The following is a 19,818-nucleotide window of genomic DNA, read 5'->3' as shown; positions in this document are numbered from 1 at the left end:
TGCCGGAGCTGTCGGGGCTCACTGGTTCACCCCCAGGACCGGGAAGTCGTTGTCGGTCAGCCAGTGCCGCCCCACGTCGCGCGAGCGCGCCCAGGAGGCTTCGACGGCCGCCTGGTCCTCGCTCTGGCCGAGCTCGGCCGGGGTGGGGCCGATGCGGCGGGCGATCGGCGCCAGCTTCTCGGTGTCGAAGCCGAAGACCTCGGCCGCGGCCAGGCCCAGCATCCGGCGGGTCTCCTCGACGGGGATGTCGTGGAAGGTGTTCTTCAGCCAGTTGCGGGTGTTCGGCCAGGTCCCCTCGGGGTGCGGGAAGTCCGAGCCCCACAGGATGTTGTCCACGCCGATCTCGTAGCGCTGGGCCAGCTCGCGCCGCTTGGTGTTGGTGGCACAGACGAACACCTGCCGGTCCAGGTATTCGCTCGGCGGCCGCTTCAGCTCCTCGAACGGCGAGAGCTTCTTGCCGCCGTGCGCGCCGAGGTAGAGCCGGTCCATGAACCAGAGCTGGTTCGGCAGCCACCAGCAGCCCGACTCGGCGACGCCGAACTTCAGTCCCGGGTGGCGCTCGAAGACCCCGGACCAGAGCAGGAACCAGAGCGGGCGGGCCGGCCACCAGGTGACCTCGGAGACGAAGATGCCCAGGTGGTCCCCGTACTCGTGGCGCGGCGAGGAGCCCGAGTGGGTGACGATCGGCATCTGCGTCTCGGCCGCCGCTGCCCACACCGGGTCGTAACGGCGGTCGTGGTAGGGGGCCTTGTCCACCCACATGGCCGGGATCATCAGGGCGCCGAGCCCGGATGCCTTGGCGCGGTGTATCTCGGCGACGACCTTGTCCGGATCGCCGGTGATGGGCAGCAGGGCGACCCCGCAGTGCCGTTCGGGGTTCTCCGACACGAACTCGGCGAGCCACCGGTTGTGCGCCTGGGCGCCGGCCATGCCGAGCTCGGGGTCCTGGTCCCCGGAGAGGCCGAGGCCCACTCCGAAGGGGGCGGCGGTCTGGCTGTCGACCGCGTCGGCGTCGGGGAAGACGACTTCGGCGGCCACGCCGTCGCCGTCGAGTTCCTTCAGTCGCTGCGTGACGTCCCAGCCGCCCTTGAGGCCTTCCTCGTGGTCGTGGAACCACTTCTCGGCGAAGGCCTCGTTGCGCACGCCGAGCTTGGTGGCCTCGGCGCGCCGGGCGTCGCGCTCGCCGAGGAACTCGTCGAACTGCGGGTGGAAGGCGCTGTCCAGATAGGGGCGGTACTGCTCGGTGGGCAGCCCGGCGTGGCAGTCGGAGGAGATGATCAGGTACGGGTCTTCGTACGCACTCACGATTGAGGCTCCTCAGTCGAGGATGAAGCTTTCCAGGTAGGCGGGGTTGGCGCGGTCGAGCATCGACTGCGACCGGGCGCGGATCTGCCGGTCGCTGTGCTCGCTGTCGGGCAGCATCCAGAAGCGGTCGGCGCGGATGCCGTCGACGACGTGGTCGGCGACCTCCTCGACCGGGGTGAAGTTCACCTCGTGGCCGGCCTGCTTCATGGCGGCCTCGTACTGGTCGAGGCTGCGGTACGGGGACTTGCGCGGGCGTTCCTTGGCGTACCGGTCGGGCCGGTTGCGGTGCGACTCCCACAGGCCGGTGCGCAGCATGTGCGGTCCGGGGAAGAGCACGGAGGCGCCGATGGCCGCGCCCTCGGCCTTGAGGTGGGCGTAGAGCGACTCGGTCATGGTGACCACGGCCGCCTTGGTGACCGCGTAGACCGAGGCGGTGGGCAGCGGGGCGATGCCGCCGTCGCCGGAGGAGGTGTTGACGATGTGGCCGGGGCCGCCGGCCGCGATCATGCGGGGGACGAAGGCCTGGATGCCGTGGAAGACGCCCCAGACGTTGACGGAGAAGGCCCATTTCCAGTCGTTGGGCTCGTGCTCCCACATGCGGCCCTCGGCTCCGGAGCCGACGCCGGCGTTGTTGCAGAGGACGTGCACGGCGCCGAAGGTCTCGTAGGCGGCGTCGGCGAGGGAGACCACGGAGTCGCGGTCGCTGACGTCGACGAGTTTGGCGAGCACCTCGGCGCCGTCGGCGGCGAGTTCGTCGGCGGCCTTGCGCAGGGCGCCCTCCTCCACGTCGGCGAGGACCACCTTCAGCCCCTCGGCGGCGAAGCGGCGGGCCATGGCGAGGCCGATGCCGCTGGCGGCTCCGGTGACCACGGCCACCTGTCCGGGTTCGAGTCGCATCAGACGCTCCCCTCGGGCGGTCCGTCGAGGATCTGCATCGGGTCGTCGTAGCGCTGGTGGATGTACGGGAGCAGGGCCTGGGCGCTGACCCGCTCGACGACCTTGCCCCGCTGGTCGGTGGTCTTCTCGCCGATGGTGAGCTCGACGAGGCGGCGTACGGGGAGGTCGGCGATCGGATCGAACATCGACTCCCGGAGCACCACGTCGCCGGTGATGTGCTCCAGCTTGCGGACCTTCTCGTTGCGGGTGCAGTGCACCAGCACCGGATCGGCGTCGAAGCCCGAACCGTCCACCGCGGGGAGGAACTTGAAGTAGAAGTCGGTCTTCACGGTGGGCTCGGGCAGCGGCAGCTCGCGGTCCACCGCGCCGCGCACCTCCACGAAGGCGATCCCGTGCCGGGCGAGCGAGGCCCGGACGACCAGGCCCTCGCGCTCGACGGTGATCTCGCCGAGCTTCTTCGGCTCGCCGAAGACCTCGCGGCCTCCGATCAGGGCGCGCTCCATGCTCATCGGCATGACCAGCGGGTACCAGCCCTCGACCCCGTCGTGCTGGGCGGCGACGGCCACCGAACCGGCACCGAGCGGGTAGCCCGGCAGGTCCACCTTGCTGATGTTGGCCCGCACCAGGGGCCGCTCGGTGGGCTTCAGCGGCGGCGGCAGGACCGCCGCCACCACGTCCGGGTCGGTCTCCCAGACGGCCACCACGCCGGTGGACCAGATGTCGGGGAGTTTGGAACTCTTCTCGCGCGAAGCGGCGATCTCGGCCTCGGTGCGCGCTCCGTACCGTACGCGTGCCATCTCTCGCACCATCCTTCGTCTAGGACGCAGTCGGTTCTGACGCAGTCGGTTCTGTAACACAGTTACACCGGGACCGATGAAGGGTAAAGACCCCTGCACGCACCTGATCTGACGGATCGACAGAAAGTTGGGACGGTCACGATGGCCAGAACCACGCTGACGCGCGACGAGGTGCTGGACGCCGCCGCCTCCCTGGTCAAGCAGCACGGCCCGGCCGCCCTCACCATGCGCAAGCTCGCCGCCGAGCTGGGCACCGCGGTGACCTCCATCTACTGGCACGTCGGCAACCGCGAGTCACTGCTCGACGCGCTCGTGGAGCGGACCGTGGAGGAGGTGGGCGCCATCCGGCCGGCCGGCCGCACCCCGGGCGACCGCATCCTCTCGGTCGCCCGGATCCTGCGCCGCGAGCTGCGCGAGCGCCCGCACCTGATCGCGATGGTCCACGAGCGCGGCCTCACCGACCGGATGTTCCTGCCCGCCCAGCAGGCCCTGGTCCACGAGGTGCACGCGGCCGGCTTGCGCGGGACCCGGGCCGCGGACGCGGTGCGCGCGATCCAGTTCCAGATCATCGGCTTCGTCCTGGTCGAGCGCAATCGCGAACGTTCCCCCGCCCAGTCCCCCGCCGAGAGCGAGCTCTGGGACCCGGCCGACGCCCCGCACGACCCGTCGCTGGCCCGCGCGCTGGCCCGGCCGGTCGATCCGGAGCGGCTGTTCCTGCTCACGCTGAGGGCCCTGGTGAAGGCCCTGCTGGCGCCACCGGCCGGGTAACCGGCTTGCCGTCGCGCGGCCGCCCGTGGTGGGATCTGCTCCACGGGGGCGGCTCCCCGGCGTGCATCCTCTCCCTTTCACGGAAAGTCCGCGCGCCCACTCTCCGCCCCCGTTTTCCGTTCGCGGAGGGAAACCACGATCGTGCCCGTCAGTCGATCCGTCGAAGAGCTCATGCTGCGCCGGCTCCACACCGTCTACGTCGACCGGCCGCCGGCCGCCGCCTCGCCGGGTGTCGAGGGGGTCCGCCCGCTGGAGGGCGAGCTCCTGGAACGCGGCCACACCCTGAGCCGGGAGCTGTACGCCGCCCTGGCCGTCCTCGCGCCGACCGATCTCGCCGAGGAGCGCTCGCGCCTGCTGGCGCTGGCCGACGGGCTCGCGGACGACGGCCGGGGACACCGGCCGGCCTTCCGCCGCTTCCCCTTCTCCATCCCGCGCGACACCGAGCGCTGGTACACCGACCGCGTCCTGGCCCTGCTGCGCCGGGACCCCGTCCGGCCGTGCGCCCTCTGCACCGAGAGCCGGCCGGTGCGTCCCCTCGCCCCGTGCGCCCATCTCGTCTGCGGCTCCTGCCGGGAGGGCGCCGACGACACCCGCTGCCCCGTCTGCCTGAGCCCCGTCGACCCGGCCCGGCCCTGCCTCGCCGCTGCCGCCGAGGTCCGCCCCGCTACGGAGCACCGCGGGCCCGACGGCGACGGGAGCGGGATCCCGCCCGGCCCGCTCCGGCTGCTGCGGCTCGGCACCGACCCCTCCGCCGACGCCGCCCGGGTGCTGGCCCCGCTGCTCGCCCGGCCGGCCCCGCTGTCCCCCGAGGACCACGCCGACCTGCCGCAGCTGCTCCGGCTGGCCCCGGCCGGGCTCGACTGGCTGCCCGCGCGGATCCCTGTACCGCAGACCCTCGCGCTGGTCCTGGCCGGCCTGCTGACAGGCCCCGCCCCACAGGGCGCCGTACTGCCGCTGCTCGCCGACCGGTTGACGAGCGCCACCGACGTGCTGCGGTTCCTCACGGCCCTGTCCGGAGGGGACCCGGCCCTGCTCGCGCCCGCGCCCTGCGGGTTCCGCTCCCCCACCCGGCCCGTGCGCCGCGCGCTGCTCGGCGTACTCGACGCGCTGCCCGCCCCCGGCCTCGTCGAGGAGCTGCTGCGGCATCCGACGGCCTGGAAGCGGGCCGCCGAAACCCTGCACCCCTTCGAGCGGTACGCCCGCCGTCCCCGGGCCGCCCTGGCCTTCGCCGTGCTGCGGGGCACCACCCTGTCCGGAGCCATGGGCGCGGCCCTGCGGGAAAGCGCCGCCGCCCATCCGGACGCCGTACGCGTCGAGGGCGACCGGCTCCGGCCCGCGACCTGGGCCGGGCGGCTGGAGCAGGCCCTGGCCGCGGCGGACCCCGGCGCCGCCGCCGCGGTGGCCGGGGAGCGCCCGGAGGAGCTCGTCCTGCGCCTCGACCACCTGCTGCGCCTGCACACCGGCGACCACCTGGCCCCGGAACTGGTCCGGGAGCTGGACCGCGCCCTCCCCGCCGTCGGCGCGGGCCCGCTGATGGCCGCGCTCGGGGCCCTGCGCGGGCGCACCTCGGACCGGACCGGTTCGCGGCGCGTGTTCTTCCCCAAGGGACCGGACGGCCACGTCCGTTCCGTGCCGCAGGACCGCCCGCCGCTTCCGGTCCTGCTCGCCACGGCGGCAACGGCCCTGCTGGAGGCGGAGGTGCTGCGCCGGTTCGCCCTCGCCGAAGGAGAACCGTACGCACTGGCCGTCCTGGACTCCGGCCTCACGGAACTGCCCGTGCCCTCCGGCGGGTCCGCGGTGGCGGTGCCCCGGGGCAGCGTCCTGGCGCTGCCCGAGGGCGGGACGCTGCGACTGTTCCTGCACTGGAGCGAGCCCCGGGACCAGGTGGCGCTCCTGTACCTGACGGTGGCCTTCTTCGACGCCGACTGGCGGTTCACCGGCCTGTGCGACCGCGACCGCCCCGCGTACGGGACGTCCGGGGCCGGGGCCGTGCACGCCGCAGGCGACGGCTGGAACCCGGGCCCGGGACGGGACGGGCAGACGGAGTACGTCGACCTGGACCTGGCTGGGCTCGCCGGGAGCGGGGACGCGTACGCGGTGCCGCTCGTGTCCGGCTACAGCGAGGTGCCGTTCGAGGAGCTGGCCCGGGCCGTCACCGGGTTCGCGGCCCCCTCGGCGGGCGGCCCGCGCGCGTCTGCGGACGGGCCGCGCACGGCCGGCCGGCGCTTCGCCCTGAGCGGCCCCGCGACGCGGGCCCGGGTGCCGTTGGTCGTCGACCTGGCAGCACGGCGGGCGCTGTGGGCAGACCTGCGCCTGCCGCCCTCGGGCGACTTCGAGAGCGTCCCCCCGCGCGGAGACCGGGTCGCGGCCGTGGCCTCGGACGTGTGGACCCACTTCACCTCCGGTACCCGCACCACGCTGTGGGACCTCACCGTGTGGCGGGCCGCGGCCCGCACCCGGGAGGTGGCGGTGATCCGGCGGGCCACCGAGAGTTCCATGTCCGACGAGGTGTGGCTCTACCGGGCCGCGGACGGTGAGGGACCGGCCGCCTTCGCCGCCCGGATCCGCGCCCTGGAGCCGCCCGAGGAGCGCCGGGTCCCCGCGGACGCGGACGCCGAGGCCGCCGAACTGGCCGCCGGGAAGCGCGCGTTCCTGGCGCTGACCCACGCGAGCGTGGCCCCCGAAGGGGGTTCGGGGACGGCCTACCGGCTTTTCCCCGGGCCCGCCGAAGTACCCGGGTCTTTCGCCCGGGTGACGGCCGGGGACCTCGTGGCGGAGCTGGGCTGAAAGGCCGTAGGGCTTCGGGTGTCGGCGCGGGCCGATATCCTCTGTGACCATGCTCGCCGACCGTACGACCGCAGAGACGATGTGGCCGACCGCGTACCCACAGGGGTACGCGGTCGTCGACGTGGAGACCACCGGGCTCGCTCGCGACGACCGGATAATCTCCGCCGCCGTCTACCGGCTCGACGCTCAGGGCAACGTCGAGGACCACTGGTACACGCTGGTCAACCCGCTCCGGGACCCCGGGCCCGTGTGGATCCACGGTCTGACCAGCGACATGCTCCAGGACGCGCCGCTCTTCAAGGACATCGCCGATGAGTTCGCGGACCGGCTCGCCGACCGGGTCCTGGTCGCACACAACGCGATCTTCGACTGGCAGATGATCGCCCGCGAGTACGCGCGGGCCGAGGCCACGGCGCCGGTGCGTCAGCGGCTGTGCACCATCGCCCTGTCGAAGGAACTGAACCTCCCGCTGCCCAACCACAAGCTGGAGTCGCTCGCCGCGCACTTCGGCGTGGTCCAGCAGCGCGCCCACCACGCGCTCGACGACGCCCGGGTCCTCGCGGAGGCGTTCCGTCCGTCCCTGCACGCGGCCGCGCGGGACAACGTACGGCTGCCCCTGCTGGAATGCCGGCCGCTGACGGAGTGGTCGGACGCCCCCGCCGCCCCGCGCGTCGGGTACCAGGCCTCGTACGGGGCGAGCTCGAGCTGGCGGCCCTCGCGCAAGCGGCCGCCGTGCCCGTACCCGAACCCGGGGCGGTGGGCGGACGGAACCCCGCTCAAGCAGGGCATGCGGATCGCGTTCTCCGGCGACACCTCGGTGGACCGGGAGCTGCTGGAGGACCGCGCCGTGGAGGCCGGCCTGCACGTCGCGACGAGCCTGTCCCGGCTCACGAGCCTGCTCGTGACGAACGACCCGGACTCCTCGACCTCCAAGACGGTGAAGGCGAAGTCCTTCGGAACGCCCGTCGTCGACGAGGCGGCCTTCACCCAGCTGCTGCGGGACGTGGCTCCGGCGGGGGACTGACCCCGGGGAGGTCCGGGGGACGGAGGTCGGGCCGGACGTCGGGCCGCCCGTCGGGCCGGACGTCGGGCCGCCCGTCGGGCCGGACGTTGGGCCGGCCGGGTGCACGCTCGGCGACTCACCCCGGTGGATCTTGTTCCGGCGGTCCGCCCTGCGCAGCATGCCGCGCATGGCACGTTGCGAAGTCTGCGGGAACGATTACGGCATGTCCTTCGAAGTACACGCACAGGGTGCTGTGCACGTCTTCGACTGCTTCTCCTGCGCCATTCACCGCATGGCGCCCATCTGCGAGCACTGCCGGGTCCAGATCATCGGGCAGGGCGTCGAGGTCGAAGGACAGTGGTTCTGCGGAGGGCACTGCGCCCGCGCGGAGGGGAAGGTGGGCATCACCGACCGCGTCTGATTCCCGTCCCGTCCTCCCCGAGTTCCCCTCCTCCCCTCCGCCCACCTCCGCCACGACCCCGGACGGCCACCCGGCCGCCGGGGTCCTCGCCGCTGGGGGTACCGTCGTGGGCGTGTACCGCTTTGTACTGACCCGGCAGTGGGTGTGCCTCACCCTCATCGGCCTCGCCCTGATCCCCGCGATGATCAAGCTGGGGTTCTGGCAGTTCCACCGTCACGAGCACCGTGTCGCGCAGAACCAGCTGATCGACGCGAACCTGCGGGCGAAGCCGGTCCCCATGACCGAGGTCACCTCCCCCGGCCACGTGGTCCCGCGCGCCGACTACTGGCGTGCCGTGACCGCCACCGGTACGTACGACTCCGCGCACGAGGTCGTCGTACGGATGCGCACCGACAACGACGACAAGGTCGGCTTCCACGTCCTGACCCCGCTGGTCCTCGCCGACGGCCGGGTGGTCCTGGTCAACCGGGGCTGGGTGCAGGGCGGCGACGACCCGCGCGCCTACCCGCCGGTGCCGGCCGCGCCCACCGGCGAGGTCACGGTCACCGGGCGGCTGAAGGCCGACGAGACCAGCGGCGGCAGCGGGATCAAGGAACGCAAGGGCCTGCCGGACCGCCAGGTGATGCTGATCAACAGCGCACAGCAGGCGCAGTACCTGGGAAAGCCCGTCCTCGGCGGCTACCTGGAACTCACCTCCCCGGTCCCGGCCGACGGCAAGCCCGAGGTGGTCGCCGAGCCCGACCACGACTCGATCGGGCCGCACATGGCGTACGCCATCCAGTGGTGGCTGTTCACCTTCGCGGTGCCGGTGGGCTGGATCGTGCTCGTACGGCGCGAGAAGCGCGACCGCGAGGCGGCGGCCGCCGCCGGGACCGCCTCTTCCGAGCGGGAGCCGGTGGCGACCGCGTAGCGTGTCGGGCATGGATCTTGGACTGAAGGACCGTGTCTACGTAGTCACCGGCGCCACCAGGGGCCTCGGCTACGCATCCGCCCGCGAACTCACCGCCGACGGCGCGAAGGTGGTGCTCACCGGCCGGGACGCCGCCCGTGCCGAGGCCGCTGCCAAGGCGCTGGGCCCGAACGCGGTCGGCGTGGCAGCCGACAACTCCGACCCCGGGGCCGCCTCGCGGCTCGTCGCCGCGGCCCGGGAACACTTCGGCCGCCTCGACGGCATCCTCATCAGCGTCGGCGGCCCGGCGCCCGGTTCCGCTGCCGACAACACCGACGAGCAGTGGGCCGCGGCCTTCGAGTCGGTCTTCCTCGGCGCGGTCCGCCTCGCGCGGGCGGCGGCCGCCGAGCTCTCCGACGGCGGGGTCATCGGCTTCGTCCTGTCGGGCTCCGTACACGAACCGATCCCGGGCCTCACCATCTCCAACGGACTGCGCCCCGGCCTGGCCGGCTTCGCGAAGTCCCTCTCCGTGGAGCTGGGCCCGCGCGGCATCCGGGTGGTCGGCCTGCTGCCCGCCCGCATCGACACCGACCGGGTCCGCGAGCTCGACGCCCTGTCCGGGGACGCCGACCTCGCGCGCACCCGCAACGAGGCGGGGATCCCGCTGCGGCGTTACGGCACCCCGGAGGAGTTCGGCCGCTCGGCGGCGTTCCTGCTGTCCCCCGCGGCTTCGTACCTGACCGGCGTCATGCTCCCGGTCGACGGCGGCTCCCGGCACGGCTTCTGAGCCGTCCGCCCCGGCTCCGCCTCACGTCACCCGCCGCGCCCGGCGCGGGGTGACGTGGAGGCGGGCCTCCGCCGGGAGGGCCGGGAGCGCCGCCGAGGTGCGGGCCCGGCCCAGCACCGGTCCGGCGAGGGCCGCCAGCGCGTCGGCCGGCACCGCGTGCGGCTCCAGTTCCAGGGCGACCCGCAGGGTCGGGGCCCCGCGCCGCCCGCACAAGGTGACCCGGCACCGCGCCACGCCCTCCACGGCCTCCTGGACATCGGCCTCGACGGCCTCCTCCAGCGCCCGCCCGCGCAGCACGGCGAACGCCCCGTCCCCGGTGTCCACGAGCACGGCCGCGAGCCGGGGCCGCCGCAGTTGGGACAGCAGCCACCACAGCGCCAGCAGGACGCAGACCCCGAGCGCGGCGAGCACCGCCCACCAGGGCGCCGGCCAGACCGGCCCGTGCGGGGCCAGCAGGGGTTCGTCGCGGCCTTCGAACGGCCCGGACGCGGTCAGCACCGATACCCCCGCCGCCAGCAGGACCAGGCCGAGCAGCGCGAGCAGGACCCGGTTCACCGTCCCGAGGCTCACCTTCGGTTCACCCGTACCCTCGGCCGTACCTCGTGGGCCAGGCCCAGCTCGTCGACGCCGACGGCCAGCACCGCGTCCAGATCGGCCCGTACGTCGTCCAGTTCGCGGAAGTGGGACACGGCCCGGACCCCGATGCGGGCCCGGCCCACCCTGACCCGTACCGAGCGCACCCCGGACACCTCCATGACCCGGTCGCGCAGCACCTGCGCGGCGGCCTTGCGTTCCAGTCCGCCCCGGACCTCCGGGTGCCCGGAGGCCATCGGGAGGATTCCGCGCAGGCCCGGGGTGAGGGCGTACAGCAGCAGCGCGGCCCCGGCCGCGGCCAGGATCCCGCCTCCGAGCAGCACGCCGGGGTCGGCCGGGGTGTGCCGTTCCAGTGCGCGGGAGAGCTCGGCGCGCCAGCGCATGCCCGGGTGGTGCGCCCGTACGGCGGCCAGGTCGTACAGGAACAGCCCCGCCACCCCGAGGACGGCGAACGCCCCCACGGCGGCCGGGAGCCGCCGGGGCGACCGGAAGCGGGCGCTCACCGGACCCGCCGGTCCCGCCCGGCGGCGGGCCGTGCGGGGCGCAGGTGCTCGATGTCGACGTCCACCTCGGGTACGGCCATCTCCGCGTACTCCTCGACGCGCCGGGCGACGCTGCGGCGCACGGCCGCGCACTGGGCGGCGAGGTCGGAGGGGTAGGGGAGCTCCAGGACCACCCGTACGCGGGCGATGTCGTGGTGCACGGTGACGGTGGCGTGCGGCGGGGCCGCGTCCGGAGCGGGCCGGGTCAGAGCCTCCCGGGCGGCCCGGGCGGCGATCTTCGCGACGACCCGGTCGGCGATCCGGGTGGCGCCCCGCTCGGCGGCGGGCACCCGGGGCGGGATGGGCCGGGGGGTGCTCATCGGTCCCGGCCCCTGTCCCGGTCGCGGTCGCGGCTCCGGTCACGATCCCGGTCCCGGTCGCCGGGGCGGCCCCGGGGGCGGAAGAAGTCCCCCGGTTCCAGGTCCCCGTCGAGGAACCGGCCCACGACGAAGCCGATGGCGCCGAGGGCGGCCACCAGCAGGAAGGCCCCGAACCCGCCGAAGTACCCGGCGAACCCCAGTGCCATGCCGGCCACCAGGCCGACGACCGCCATGCTCATGCGGGCTCCTCTACTGCAGTCGGGACTCCGGCTCCTCGTCGTCCTCGTCCGGCAGCTTGACGTCGCTGACCGCGATGTTGACCTCGACGACCTCGAGGCCGGTCATCCGCTCCACCGCCGAGACGACGTTCTCACGGACGGCCCGGGCCACGTCCCTGATCGACACGCCGTAATCCACGACGATCTCCAGGTCGAGGGCGGTCTGCACCTCGCCGACCTCGGCCTTCACGCCCCGGCTGACGGTGGACTTGGCCCCGCCGGGGACGCGGTCGCGGACGGCGCCGAAGGTACGGGAGAGGCCGCTGCCGCTGCCCATGGCGTGGACGCCGGCCACCTCGCGGGCGGCCAGACCGGCGATCTTCTCGACCACGCCGTCGGCGATGCTCGTGCGGCCGCGGTCGGCGGGGGGTTTGGCGGTGCTCCCTGTGGCGGCGGATTCGGTCATCTCGTATCCCTTCGCGCGCGTACGGGCTCCCGACCCACGGTAAGGCGGCACCCCCGTCGGCGCCTGTCCCGACGCGGCCGGGGCTGCGCGTGCCGCTGCGCGGGGCAAGGTCCCCTACCCGCCCTTCCACCGTTCCCCGGGCTGCGCCCGGACCCCCTGGGGCTCCGCCACAGACCCCGCTCCTCAAACGCCGGAGGGGCTGGAATTGCCGCTGCGCGGCAAACCAGCCCCTCCGGCGTTTGAGGAACGGGGGTCCGGGGGCTGGTCCCCCGGCAACGGCGGCGCGGCTAGTCCGACAGCCCTGCAAGGTCCCGCAGCCGGCGGGCCTGGGCGGCGCGCTCAGCCACACGCTGGTCCTCGTAAGGGCGCGACACCGCACCGCGCAGCAGTGCCTTCGTCTCGGTGACCGCATCCCGCGGCGGAGCCAGCAGCGCGGTGGTGAGGTCCTGGACGGCCGCGTCGAGCTCACCCGCGGGGACGACCAGGTTCGCGAGGCCGATCCGTTCGGCCTCCTCGGCGTGGACGAAGCGGCCCGTCGCGCAGATTTCGAGCGCGCGGGCATAGCCGACCGTCGAGGTCAGCGGCTGGGTGCCGCCGAGGTCGGGCACCAGACCCAGCCCGGTCTCGCGCATGGCGAACTGCACGTCGTCCGCGACGACGCGCAGATCGCACGCGAGGGCAAGCTGGAAACCGGCACCGATCGCGTGCCCCTGAACGGCGGCGACGGAGATGATGTCGTTGCGCCGCCACCAGGTGAACGCCTCCTGGTACTCGGCGATGGTGGAGTCGAGCAGTTCCTCCGAACCGCGCGCCAGGTCAAGGAAGGACGGCTCGCCCTCGAAGCCTTCGGGGGTGAACGCCTGCCGGTCGAGCCCTGCGGAGAAGGACTGCCCTTCGCCGCGCAGCACGACGACCCGGACGGTGCCCGGCAACGACCTTCCAGCCTCCGTCAACGCCCGCCAGAGCGCGGGGGATTGAGCGTTTCGTTTGGCCGGATTGGTCAATGTCACCGTGGCGACCGTGTCGTCGACGGTGAGCCGTACGCCGTCCTTGTCGAGCAGAGCCATCTGTGTGCCTCCGGTGTTGTGCCGTCGTTCGGCCGCGATCTCGGCCTAAGTGACTGCACAGTAACCACCCAGCCGGCCATGGAGCCGACCGGGGGTCACCGAAGGACGGTGGAACTGGAACCGTGAAGCTGAATACGGAAAACCGTTGGAACCAAGGGGAACCAAATGGTCAGGCCGTAGCCGCCTTCTTGCCGCGCGTCGCGCCTCCGCGACCACGCAGCGTGACTCCGGACTCGCTGAGCATCCGATGGACGAATCCGTAGGACCGGCCAGTCGATTCGGCCAGTGCCCGGATACTCGCACCGGAGTCGTACTGCTTCTTCAGGTCTGCCGCGAGCTTGTCGCGCGCGGCGCCGGTTACCCGGCTGCCCTTCTTCAGAGTTTCGGCCACCCGTGCCTCCTCATGGGAAGTGCGCTCTGGACTTCTCATGATCACCCCTCCCCGCCTTCCTGGCCACCCATTCAGCAAGGTCGGTACGGCGGCATTTCTTCAGCCGTCGACACACGAGCAGAACGGAATCTTCTCTTCCGCCGCATGACCTCCGTCACATTTCCGCTCCCCCGGTGTGAATCACCAGGTCAGGGGCCGGAGCGCACAAACGGAAGGCCCCGGCCGCACATCCTGGGAGATGCGGCCGGGGCCTTCGTCGAGCACGGAGCGGTATGAGACCGACTCACTCAGATGATGGATCACGCCTGAGCCGAATGATCCATAAGCAAAGGATCACGGAAGCGGAAGGCGCCTCAGGCGAGCGCCACCAGGTCCCGGTAGTCCGGACCCCAGAGGTCCTCGACGCCGTCGGGGAGCAGGATGATCCGCTCCGGCTCCAGCGCCTCCACCGCGCCCTCGTCGTGGGTGACGAGGATGACGGCGCCCTTGTACGTGCGCAGGGCGCCCAGGATCTCCTCGCGGCTGGCCGGGTCGAGGTTGTTGGTGGGCTCGTCGAGCAGCAGCACGTTGGCCGAGGAGACGACCAGCGTCGCCAGGGCGAGGCGGGTCTTCTCGCCACCGGACAGGACGCCCGCGGGCTTGTCCACGTCGTCGCCGGAGAAGAGGAACGAGCCCAGCGTCTTGCGTACGGAGACCAGGTCCAGGTCGGGCGCCGAGGAGCGCATGTTCTCCAGGACCGAGCGCTCCGGGTCCAGGGTCTCGTGCTCCTGGGCGTAGTAGCCGAGCTTGAGGCCGTGGCCGGGGACGACCGTGCCGGTGTCGGGCTTCTCGGTGCCCGACAGCAGGCGCAGCAGCGTGGTCTTGCCCGCGCCGTTGAGGCCGAGGATGACCACGCGGGAGCCCTTGTCGATGGCCAGGTCGACGTCGGTGAAGATCTCCAGCGAGCCGTAGGACTTCGACAGGCCCTCGGCGGTCAGCGGGGTCTTGCCGCAGGGCGCCGGGTCCGGGAAGCGCAGCTTGGCGACCTTGTCGGAGACGCGGACGGCGTCGAGGCCGGCCAGCAGGCGGTCGGCGCGCTTGGCCATGTTCTGGGCGGCGACCGTCTTGGTGGCCTTGGCGCGCATCTTGTCGGCCTGCGAGTTCAGCGCCGCGGCCTTCTTCTCGGCGTTCTGGCGCTCGCGCTTGCGGCGCTTCTCGTCGGCCTCGCGCTGCTGCTGGTAGAGCTTCCAGCCCATGTTGTAGACGTCGATCTGGGCGCGGTTGGCGTCCAGGTAGAACACCTTGTTGACGACCGTCTCGACCAGGTCCACGTCGTGGGAGATCACGATGAAGCCGCCGCGGTAGGTCTTCAGGTAGTCGCGCAGCCACACGATCGAGTCGGCGTCGAGGTGGTTGGTCGGCTCGTCGAGGAGGAGCGTGTCGGCGTCCGAGAAGAGGATGCGGGCGAGCTCCACGCGGCGGCGCTGACCACCGGAGAGGGTGTGCAGCGGCTGGCCGAGGACCCGGTCGGGCAGGCCGAGGGCGGCGGAGATGGTCGCGGCCTCGGACTCGGCGGCGTACCCGCCCTTGGTGAGGAACTCGGTCTCCTGGCGCTCGTACTGGCGCAGCGCCTTCTCGCGGGTGGCGCCCGAGCCGGAGGAGATGCGCTCCTCGTTCATCCGCATCTTCTTGAGGAGCACGTCCAGGCCGCGCGCGGACAGGATACGGTCGCTGGCCAGCACGTCGAGGTCGCCGGTGCGCGGGTCCTGCGGGAGGTAGCCGACCTCGCCCGAGCGGGCGATGCTGCCGCCGGCCGGCGTGCCCTCGCCCGCGAGGCACTTGGTGAGCGTGGTCTTTCCGGCTCCGTTGCGGCCGACGAGGCCGATGCGGTCGCCCTTGGCGACGCGGAAGGAGGCGTTCTCGATGAGGATGCGGGCGCCGGCGCGCAGCTCGATGCCGGTGGCGGTGATCACGGAAATACTCCAGGGCGGGTCGGGACGGCGGAAGGGGGGCAGGACGCGATGCTTCGACGCCGCTAATCCGCGAGGAGATTTGCCATGGGAGTCATTCTACCGGGGGTGCGCAACTACTTTCGGGCCCGCCCGCCCCTCCCGGGACCCGCGACGTCCGCACCGCCGCGTCCCCCGTTCGGCCCAGGGAACACGCCTCCGGGCAGCGGGGCGTATGAGGATGAACGGGCTGATACTCGCCGCAGGGGCCGACACGTACACGCCCCTCCGTCTGGCAGGTAGGAATGGAGGGCGGTGCGGGATGCAGTTCGACGACAACGCCAATCTGGACACTTCCGAGGTCAAGGACGTACGCGGCAGCCGCATCCCGGGCGGGAAGGCCACGGTCGGCGGCGGCATCATCGGGCTCATCGCGCTGATCATGGGTCTGCTGTTCGGGGTGGGCCCGGAGCAGCTGGGACTGTCCGACGGAAGTCCCGAGCCCGCGGCGACCTCCTCCTCCGCCGCCCAGGTGCAGCAGAGCTGCAAGACGGGGCAGGACGCGAACACCAAGGAGGACTGCCGGCTGGTGGCGGTGATCAACAGCACCCAGGACTTCTGGAAGCAGGAGTTCGCCAGGCGCGGCGCCCAGTACACCCCGGCGCAGACCGTGTTCTTCACCGGCAAGGTGGGCACCGCCTGCGGGGCGGCCACCTCGGCGGTCGGCCCGTTCTACTGCCCCGGTGACCGGCAGGTCTATCTGGACCTGGGCTTCTTCAACGAGCTCCGCACCAAGTTCGGCGCGAGCGGCGGCCCCTTCGCCCAGGCGTACGTGGTGGCCCACGAGTACGGCCACCACATCCAGAACCTGACCGGCACCCTGCAGAAGGCCCAGGACGGCCGGCAGGGCGCGAACAGCAACGCGGTACGGGTCGAGCTGCAGGCCGACTGCTACGCCGGCGTCTGGGCCCACAACGCGACGAAGACCCCGGACGAGTCCACGGGCAAGCCCCTCATCACGAGCCTCACCGACCAGGACATCCGGGACGGCCTGGACGCGGCGGCCGCGGTCGGCGACGACCGGATCCAGGAGAAGTTCCAGGGCCGGGTGTCCCCGGAGTCCTGGACGCACGGCTCGGCCGAGCAGCGCCAGCAGTGGTTCTACCAGGGCTACCGCACGGGCGACATGGCCCAGTGCAACACCTTCCGCTGAGTGTCGGCGGCGCCTGTCATGCTGTGACGTGGATCACCATCCATCCACGGCGCGAGAGGGAGTGATCGTCATGGCAGGCGTTCCGTCCATCTGTCCGACCCTGCTGTACACCGATGCCAAGGCCGCCATCCAACTGCTCACGGAAGCCTTCGGTTTCACCCAGGTCGCGGCGTACGAGGGTGAGGACGGCGCGGTGGCGCACGCCGAGCTGTCCTACGGGAACGGCATGGTGATGCTCGGCAGCAAGGGCACCGGCAGCGCCTTCGACAAGGCGATGGAGTCGGCCGGCCCGACCGGGGTCTACGTACTGGTCGACGACGTGGACGCGCACCACCGCCGGGCCGCCGAGCACGGCGTGGAGATCCTGATGGAGCCGACCGACCAGGACTACGGCTCGCGGGACTACATGGCCCGCGACGCCGAGGGCAACGTGTGGAGCTTCGGGACGTACGCGCCGCAGGTCTGACCGAAGTCCCGGCGGCGCGTACGGCGCCCGTACGGGGCGCTAGGGCGTCTACGCGCCGCCGGTGTGCACCTGGAAGGCGGCCCGGCGCACCGCCTTGGCCAGGGCGGGATCGGGATGGGCGGCGGCGAGCGCGACCAGCACCTGCACGGTGCGGGGGTGCCCGACCGCGCGGACCTCGTCCAGCAGCCGCGGAACCGTGGTCCGCACCGCCGAGTCCAGGTGGCGTGCGAGCAGCTCGGCCTCGCCGTGGTCGGCGATGGCGGCCGCGGTGTCCACCCAGAGCCAGGTCTGCTCCTCGGCGGTGAGCACGTCCTGCGCCTCGTCGGGGTCGACCCCGTCGTGCTCGGCGAGCCAGAGCAGGGCGTAGGGGCGCAGCGCGGCCTCGCGGGTGGCCTTGCGCACCTCCGGCTCGGCGGGGGCTCCGACCACGCGCAGGGCCTCGAAGGCGAGCCCGCGCAGCAGGGCGTCCTCGCCGCGGGCCGCGAGCAGCAGCTCGGAGACCGCGTGGCCGACGGGCCGGGCGGCCAGCCAGGCCTGGTACTCGGCGCGGGCCGGGCCGGGGGTGAGCCGTGCGCAGCCGTGGAGCATGGCGGCGGCGGACTGCTCGATGTTCCCGGCCGGGCTCTGCGCGGCGACGCAGATCTGCTCCAGCTTGACCCAGACGGCCCAGCTCCCGAGCGGGGTGAGGGTGGCCCGGGCGGGGCCGAGGGTGACGGCGTCCACGGCGGCGAGCCCGCCGAGCGCCCAGCGCAGCAGCCGGGCGAGCGGGACGGGCGGCGCGGCGGGTGCGGGGCCGGCCGGCGCGGAGTCCGTCGGCGTGGGACCGGACGGTGCGGAGTCCGTCGGCGCGGGACCGGACGGTGCGGAGTCCGTCGGCGCGGAGCCCGTCGGGCCCGCGGAGGGGGACTCCGCCTGCGCCGTGGACTCGTAGGGGACCTCGCACCGCTCGTCGCGCAGTTCCTCGACGCGCTGCCGGAGCAGGTCCAGCAGATCGGGGACGGTCACGGGCCCGGCGGAGAGCTGGAGCAGGGAGAGGAGTTGGGGCATGGCCTCGACCACCTCGGCGACGACCGCGGGGGCGATGTCGGCGGGGGCCGGGTGCACCAGTGACCACGCGTCGAAGAGCGCGACCCAGCCGCGCAGGACGGCGGTGTCGTCCCGGTCCCAGGCGCGCAGGCGCCAGCCCGGACGGGCGTGCCCGCCGTGCATCTCGATGAGGCCGGCGAGCCGGGCGCGGTCCCAGCCGACGCGGATCTGGCCCGGTGTCAGGCTCAGCTGAGCGGCGGCGCGTTCGGCGTCGGCGGCGGGCAGGGCGCCCGCCGGGGCGGGCCCGGCACCGTCCGCGCCGCCGAGGTGGAGCTCGGCCCAGCGGGCGAGCCGTACCGCGTCGGCGAGGGAGGCGCGGGCCCTGTTCGCGAGGTCGGCCGTGGCGGGAGTACCCGCCGGAGGCCGCGGGGCGGTCCGGGTGCGCCGGTCGGTCACCGCCTTGCGGGCCGTGGCCACGGACCGCGGGGCGACGAGTCGGAGTCTGGAGTCGCGAGCCAACTGCTCATCAGGCTTTCGGGACGTCACGTGAGCAGTCTCGCCCGTCACTGGCCGAAAGCCCAAACGGAACCGGCCATTGCCACAAGACACCTCGGGGACAGAACGCGACAAACTACCCTCTCTACCCCGTCCACCCCACACTCTTCGGACAGCTCGTCCGACGGTCCGTCACCCGGCGCTTCACATGAAAGGGGTCAGGAAGCGGCGCAGCGCCTCTTCGTAGGCGGCCGGGTCGGCGTTCCACATGGCTCCGTGGGCCGCGTCGGAAACGGAGTGCAGGGTGACGAGGTCGGGTCGGGCCGCGGCGAGCCGGCGCGAGGGCTCCCAGGGGGCGAGCGCATCGTCGGGGCCGTGGAAGATCAGGACGGGGACCTTCAGTGCGGCCGGATCCGCCCCCGGAGCCCGCCGGTCGGCGCGCAGGCCCGCACGGCCCTCGGCCGCCTTGACGGCGAACGGGAGCAGGGGGGCCGGGGTGCGGCGCGCGGCGGCGAGGGCGCGCAGGGTGGCGTGCCAGTCCAGGACGGGCGAGTCGAGGACCAGCCCGGAGATCCGGTCGGCCAGCGCCGAGCGCTCCACGGCGTGCAGGGCCATGGTGGCGCCGGTCGACCAGCCGTGCAGGACCACGCGGCGGGCGCCGTAGCGCAGGGCGTAGCGGATGGCGGCGTCGAGATCGCGCCATTCGGACTCGCCGAGGTGGCCGAGGCCGTCCGGCGACTCGGGGGCGCCGAGGTCGCCGCGGTAGCCGAGGTCCAGGACGGGGAGCTTGTTGCGGTGGAGGAAGGGCATGACCACCATCGGGTGCTCGCGGGTGGCCCCGAGCCCGTGGACGGTGATCACCCAGGTGTCGCGGGCCCCGGGCAGGAACCAGGCGGGCAGCGCGCCGAGCTCGCCGGGGACGTCCACGTCGGCGTGGTCCAGCCCGAGGGCGGTACCGGGGTTGCCCAGGTGGACCTGGGGGGTGAGGGTGACGCGGGTTCCGGGGTCGAGGCTGCCGTGGGTGACGGCGACGAGCCTGCGCACCACCGTGTCGGGGCCGTGCGGGGCGTCGGGAAGGACGGACCCGATCACGGCGTGCACGCCGGGGGCGGTGAGCCCGTAGGTGCCGGGGCGCAGGGAGGCGAGCGAGCGGGTCAGCTCGACCGGCCGGCCGCGGTGGAGTGGACGGTGAGGCGGGGGCTGCCGGGGAGCGGGCGGCCGGGCTCGGTCCGCAGGGCCGCGTCGGCGGCGTACCGGCCGGCGAGCGCGGCGGCCGTGACGGCGGTGACGGCGGCCGCGCCGGCGCCGAGCAGGGTCGTGGTGACGGCGGCTGCCGTCGCGGTAGCGGTACGCACCGCTCCAGTGTCGAGGCGGACGGGGCGGCGGGCCACCGGAGGGAATCGTTCCGCCCGGAGGCCGGGAGGGGTGGAACGGGAGG

General features: G+C 73.3%; 20 protein-coding genes and 1 pseudogene. 8 read left to right on the top strand and 13 right to left on the bottom strand.

Going from position 1 to position 19,818, the window contains the following annotated elements; all coding sequences use genetic code 11:
- Positions 1 to 18: 18 nt before the first annotated feature.
- From ACE1OC_RS31025 to ACE1OC_RS31015, 3 genes are read right to left on the bottom strand one after another with little or no spacing between them, the layout of a single operon-like run.
- On the bottom strand, positions 19 to 1,305 hold the full coding sequence (locus ACE1OC_RS31025) for an amidohydrolase family protein (protein WP_407839783.1): 1,287 nt from the start codon (positions 1,303 to 1,305) through the stop codon (positions 19 to 21).
- Between the two features lie 12 nt (positions 1,306 to 1,317).
- Positions 1,318 to 2,202, bottom strand: coding sequence for an SDR family NAD(P)-dependent oxidoreductase (locus tag ACE1OC_RS31020; RefSeq protein WP_407839782.1), 885 nt, complete (start codon positions 2,200 to 2,202; stop codon positions 1,318 to 1,320).
- Entirely contained in the window at positions 2,202 to 2,999 is a 798-nt protein-coding gene (locus ACE1OC_RS31015; RefSeq protein ID WP_250742246.1) for an acetoacetate decarboxylase family protein, read from the bottom strand. The genes ACE1OC_RS31020 and ACE1OC_RS31015 overlap by 1 nt, the downstream gene beginning before the upstream one ends.
- Positions 3,000 to 3,140: 141 nt before the next feature.
- Between ACE1OC_RS31015 and ACE1OC_RS31010 the strand changes: the two genes are divergently transcribed.
- From ACE1OC_RS31010 to ACE1OC_RS30985, 6 genes are all read left to right on the top strand, one after another.
- Positions 3,141 to 3,767 (top strand): TetR/AcrR family transcriptional regulator, encoded by a 627-nt coding sequence (locus ACE1OC_RS31010; protein WP_407839781.1) that lies wholly within the window; start codon positions 3,141 to 3,143, stop codon positions 3,765 to 3,767.
- A 141-nt stretch (positions 3,768 to 3,908) separates the two neighbouring features.
- Positions 3,909 to 6,554, top strand: coding sequence for an MXAN_6230/SCO0854 family RING domain-containing protein (locus ACE1OC_RS31005; protein ID WP_407839780.1), 2,646 nt, complete (start codon positions 3,909 to 3,911; stop codon positions 6,552 to 6,554).
- A 43-nt stretch (positions 6,555 to 6,597) separates the two neighbouring features.
- Positions 6,598 to 7,578: a DEDDh family exonuclease gene (locus ACE1OC_RS31000; protein WP_407839779.1), complete on the top strand. Its 981-nt coding sequence runs from the start codon at positions 6,598 to 6,600 to the stop codon at positions 7,576 to 7,578.
- A 166-nt stretch (positions 7,579 to 7,744) separates the two neighbouring features.
- A complete protein-coding gene (locus ACE1OC_RS30995; protein WP_112453882.1) occupies positions 7,745 to 7,978 on the top strand; it encodes a hypothetical protein in 234 nt (77 codons plus the stop codon).
- 112 nt (positions 7,979 to 8,090) lie between these two features.
- Complete coding sequence (locus ACE1OC_RS30990) at positions 8,091 to 8,888, top strand: SURF1 family protein (RefSeq protein WP_407839778.1); 798 nt, start codon at positions 8,091 to 8,093, stop codon at positions 8,886 to 8,888.
- A 10-nt stretch (positions 8,889 to 8,898) separates the two neighbouring features.
- The gene (locus tag ACE1OC_RS30985; protein WP_407839777.1) at positions 8,899 to 9,654 is read left to right on the top strand and encodes an SDR family oxidoreductase; all 756 of its coding nucleotides are present in this window, start codon (positions 8,899 to 8,901) and stop codon (positions 9,652 to 9,654) included.
- Positions 9,655 to 9,675: 21 nt separating this feature from the next.
- On the opposite strand, the gene ACE1OC_RS30980 is transcribed toward ACE1OC_RS30985, so the two are convergent.
- The 8 genes from ACE1OC_RS30980 to ACE1OC_RS30945 all read right to left on the bottom strand — a co-directional run bounded on the left by ACE1OC_RS30980 (position 9,676) and on the right by ACE1OC_RS30945 (position 15,204).
- Positions 9,676 to 10,224 (bottom strand): alkaline shock response membrane anchor protein AmaP, encoded by a 549-nt coding sequence (locus tag ACE1OC_RS30980; protein ID WP_407839776.1) that lies wholly within the window; start codon positions 10,222 to 10,224, stop codon positions 9,676 to 9,678.
- Positions 10,221 to 10,751 (bottom strand): DUF6286 domain-containing protein, encoded by a 531-nt coding sequence (locus tag ACE1OC_RS30975; RefSeq protein ID WP_407839775.1) that lies wholly within the window; start codon positions 10,749 to 10,751, stop codon positions 10,221 to 10,223. Before ACE1OC_RS30975 ends, ACE1OC_RS30980 begins: the two co-directional genes overlap by 4 nt.
- Positions 10,748 to 11,110, bottom strand: a complete 363-nt coding sequence (locus ACE1OC_RS30970; protein WP_407839774.1) for a hypothetical protein — start codon at positions 11,108 to 11,110, stop codon at positions 10,748 to 10,750. The genes ACE1OC_RS30975 and ACE1OC_RS30970 overlap by 4 nt, the downstream gene beginning before the upstream one ends.
- Positions 11,107 to 11,349 (bottom strand): hypothetical protein, encoded by a 243-nt coding sequence (locus tag ACE1OC_RS30965; RefSeq protein ID WP_407839773.1) that lies wholly within the window; start codon positions 11,347 to 11,349, stop codon positions 11,107 to 11,109. Before ACE1OC_RS30965 ends, ACE1OC_RS30970 begins: the two co-directional genes overlap by 4 nt.
- Positions 11,350 to 11,359: 10 nt before the next feature.
- On the bottom strand, positions 11,360 to 11,794 hold the full coding sequence (locus ACE1OC_RS30960) for an Asp23/Gls24 family envelope stress response protein (RefSeq protein WP_274552534.1): 435 nt from the start codon (positions 11,792 to 11,794) through the stop codon (positions 11,360 to 11,362).
- A gap of 287 nt (positions 11,795 to 12,081) precedes the next feature.
- Positions 12,082 to 12,861 (bottom strand): enoyl-CoA hydratase/isomerase family protein, encoded by a 780-nt coding sequence (locus ACE1OC_RS30955; protein ID WP_407839772.1) that lies wholly within the window; start codon positions 12,859 to 12,861, stop codon positions 12,082 to 12,084.
- Between the two features lie 169 nt (positions 12,862 to 13,030).
- Complete coding sequence (locus ACE1OC_RS30950; protein ID WP_204357858.1) at positions 13,031 to 13,252, bottom strand: helix-turn-helix domain-containing protein; 222 nt, start codon at positions 13,250 to 13,252, stop codon at positions 13,031 to 13,033.
- 353 nt (positions 13,253 to 13,605) lie between these two features.
- A complete protein-coding gene (locus tag ACE1OC_RS30945) occupies positions 13,606 to 15,204 on the bottom strand; it encodes an ABC-F family ATP-binding cassette domain-containing protein (protein ID WP_250742257.1) in 1,599 nt (532 codons plus the stop codon).
- Positions 15,205 to 15,502: 298 nt separating this feature from the next.
- Here ACE1OC_RS30945 and ACE1OC_RS30940 point away from each other — a divergent pair, with 298 nt between their 5' ends.
- Positions 15,503 to 16,393 (top strand): neutral zinc metallopeptidase, encoded by an 891-nt coding sequence (locus ACE1OC_RS30940; RefSeq protein WP_407839771.1) that lies wholly within the window; start codon positions 15,503 to 15,505, stop codon positions 16,391 to 16,393.
- A gap of 70 nt (positions 16,394 to 16,463) precedes the next feature.
- Positions 16,464 to 16,859, top strand: coding sequence for a VOC family protein (locus ACE1OC_RS30935; RefSeq protein WP_250742259.1), 396 nt, complete (start codon positions 16,464 to 16,466; stop codon positions 16,857 to 16,859).
- 48 nt (positions 16,860 to 16,907) lie between these two features.
- Here ACE1OC_RS30935 and ACE1OC_RS30930 read toward each other — a convergent pair whose 3' ends face one another.
- On the bottom strand, positions 16,908 to 18,431 hold the full coding sequence (locus tag ACE1OC_RS30930; RefSeq protein WP_407839770.1) for a hypothetical protein: 1,524 nt from the start codon (positions 18,429 to 18,431) through the stop codon (positions 16,908 to 16,910).
- 153 nt (positions 18,432 to 18,584) lie between these two features.
- Positions 18,585 to 19,735 (bottom strand): annotated as a pseudogene (locus ACE1OC_RS30925) (alpha/beta hydrolase family protein).
- Positions 19,736 to 19,818 lie beyond the last annotated feature (83 nt).

It is taken from the genome of Streptomyces stoeckheimensis (assembly GCF_045822005.1).
Lineage (GTDB): Bacteria > Actinomycetota > Actinomycetes > Streptomycetales > Streptomycetaceae > Streptomyces > Streptomyces stoeckheimensis.
This window is presented reverse-complemented; position numbering and strand designations above follow the sequence as displayed.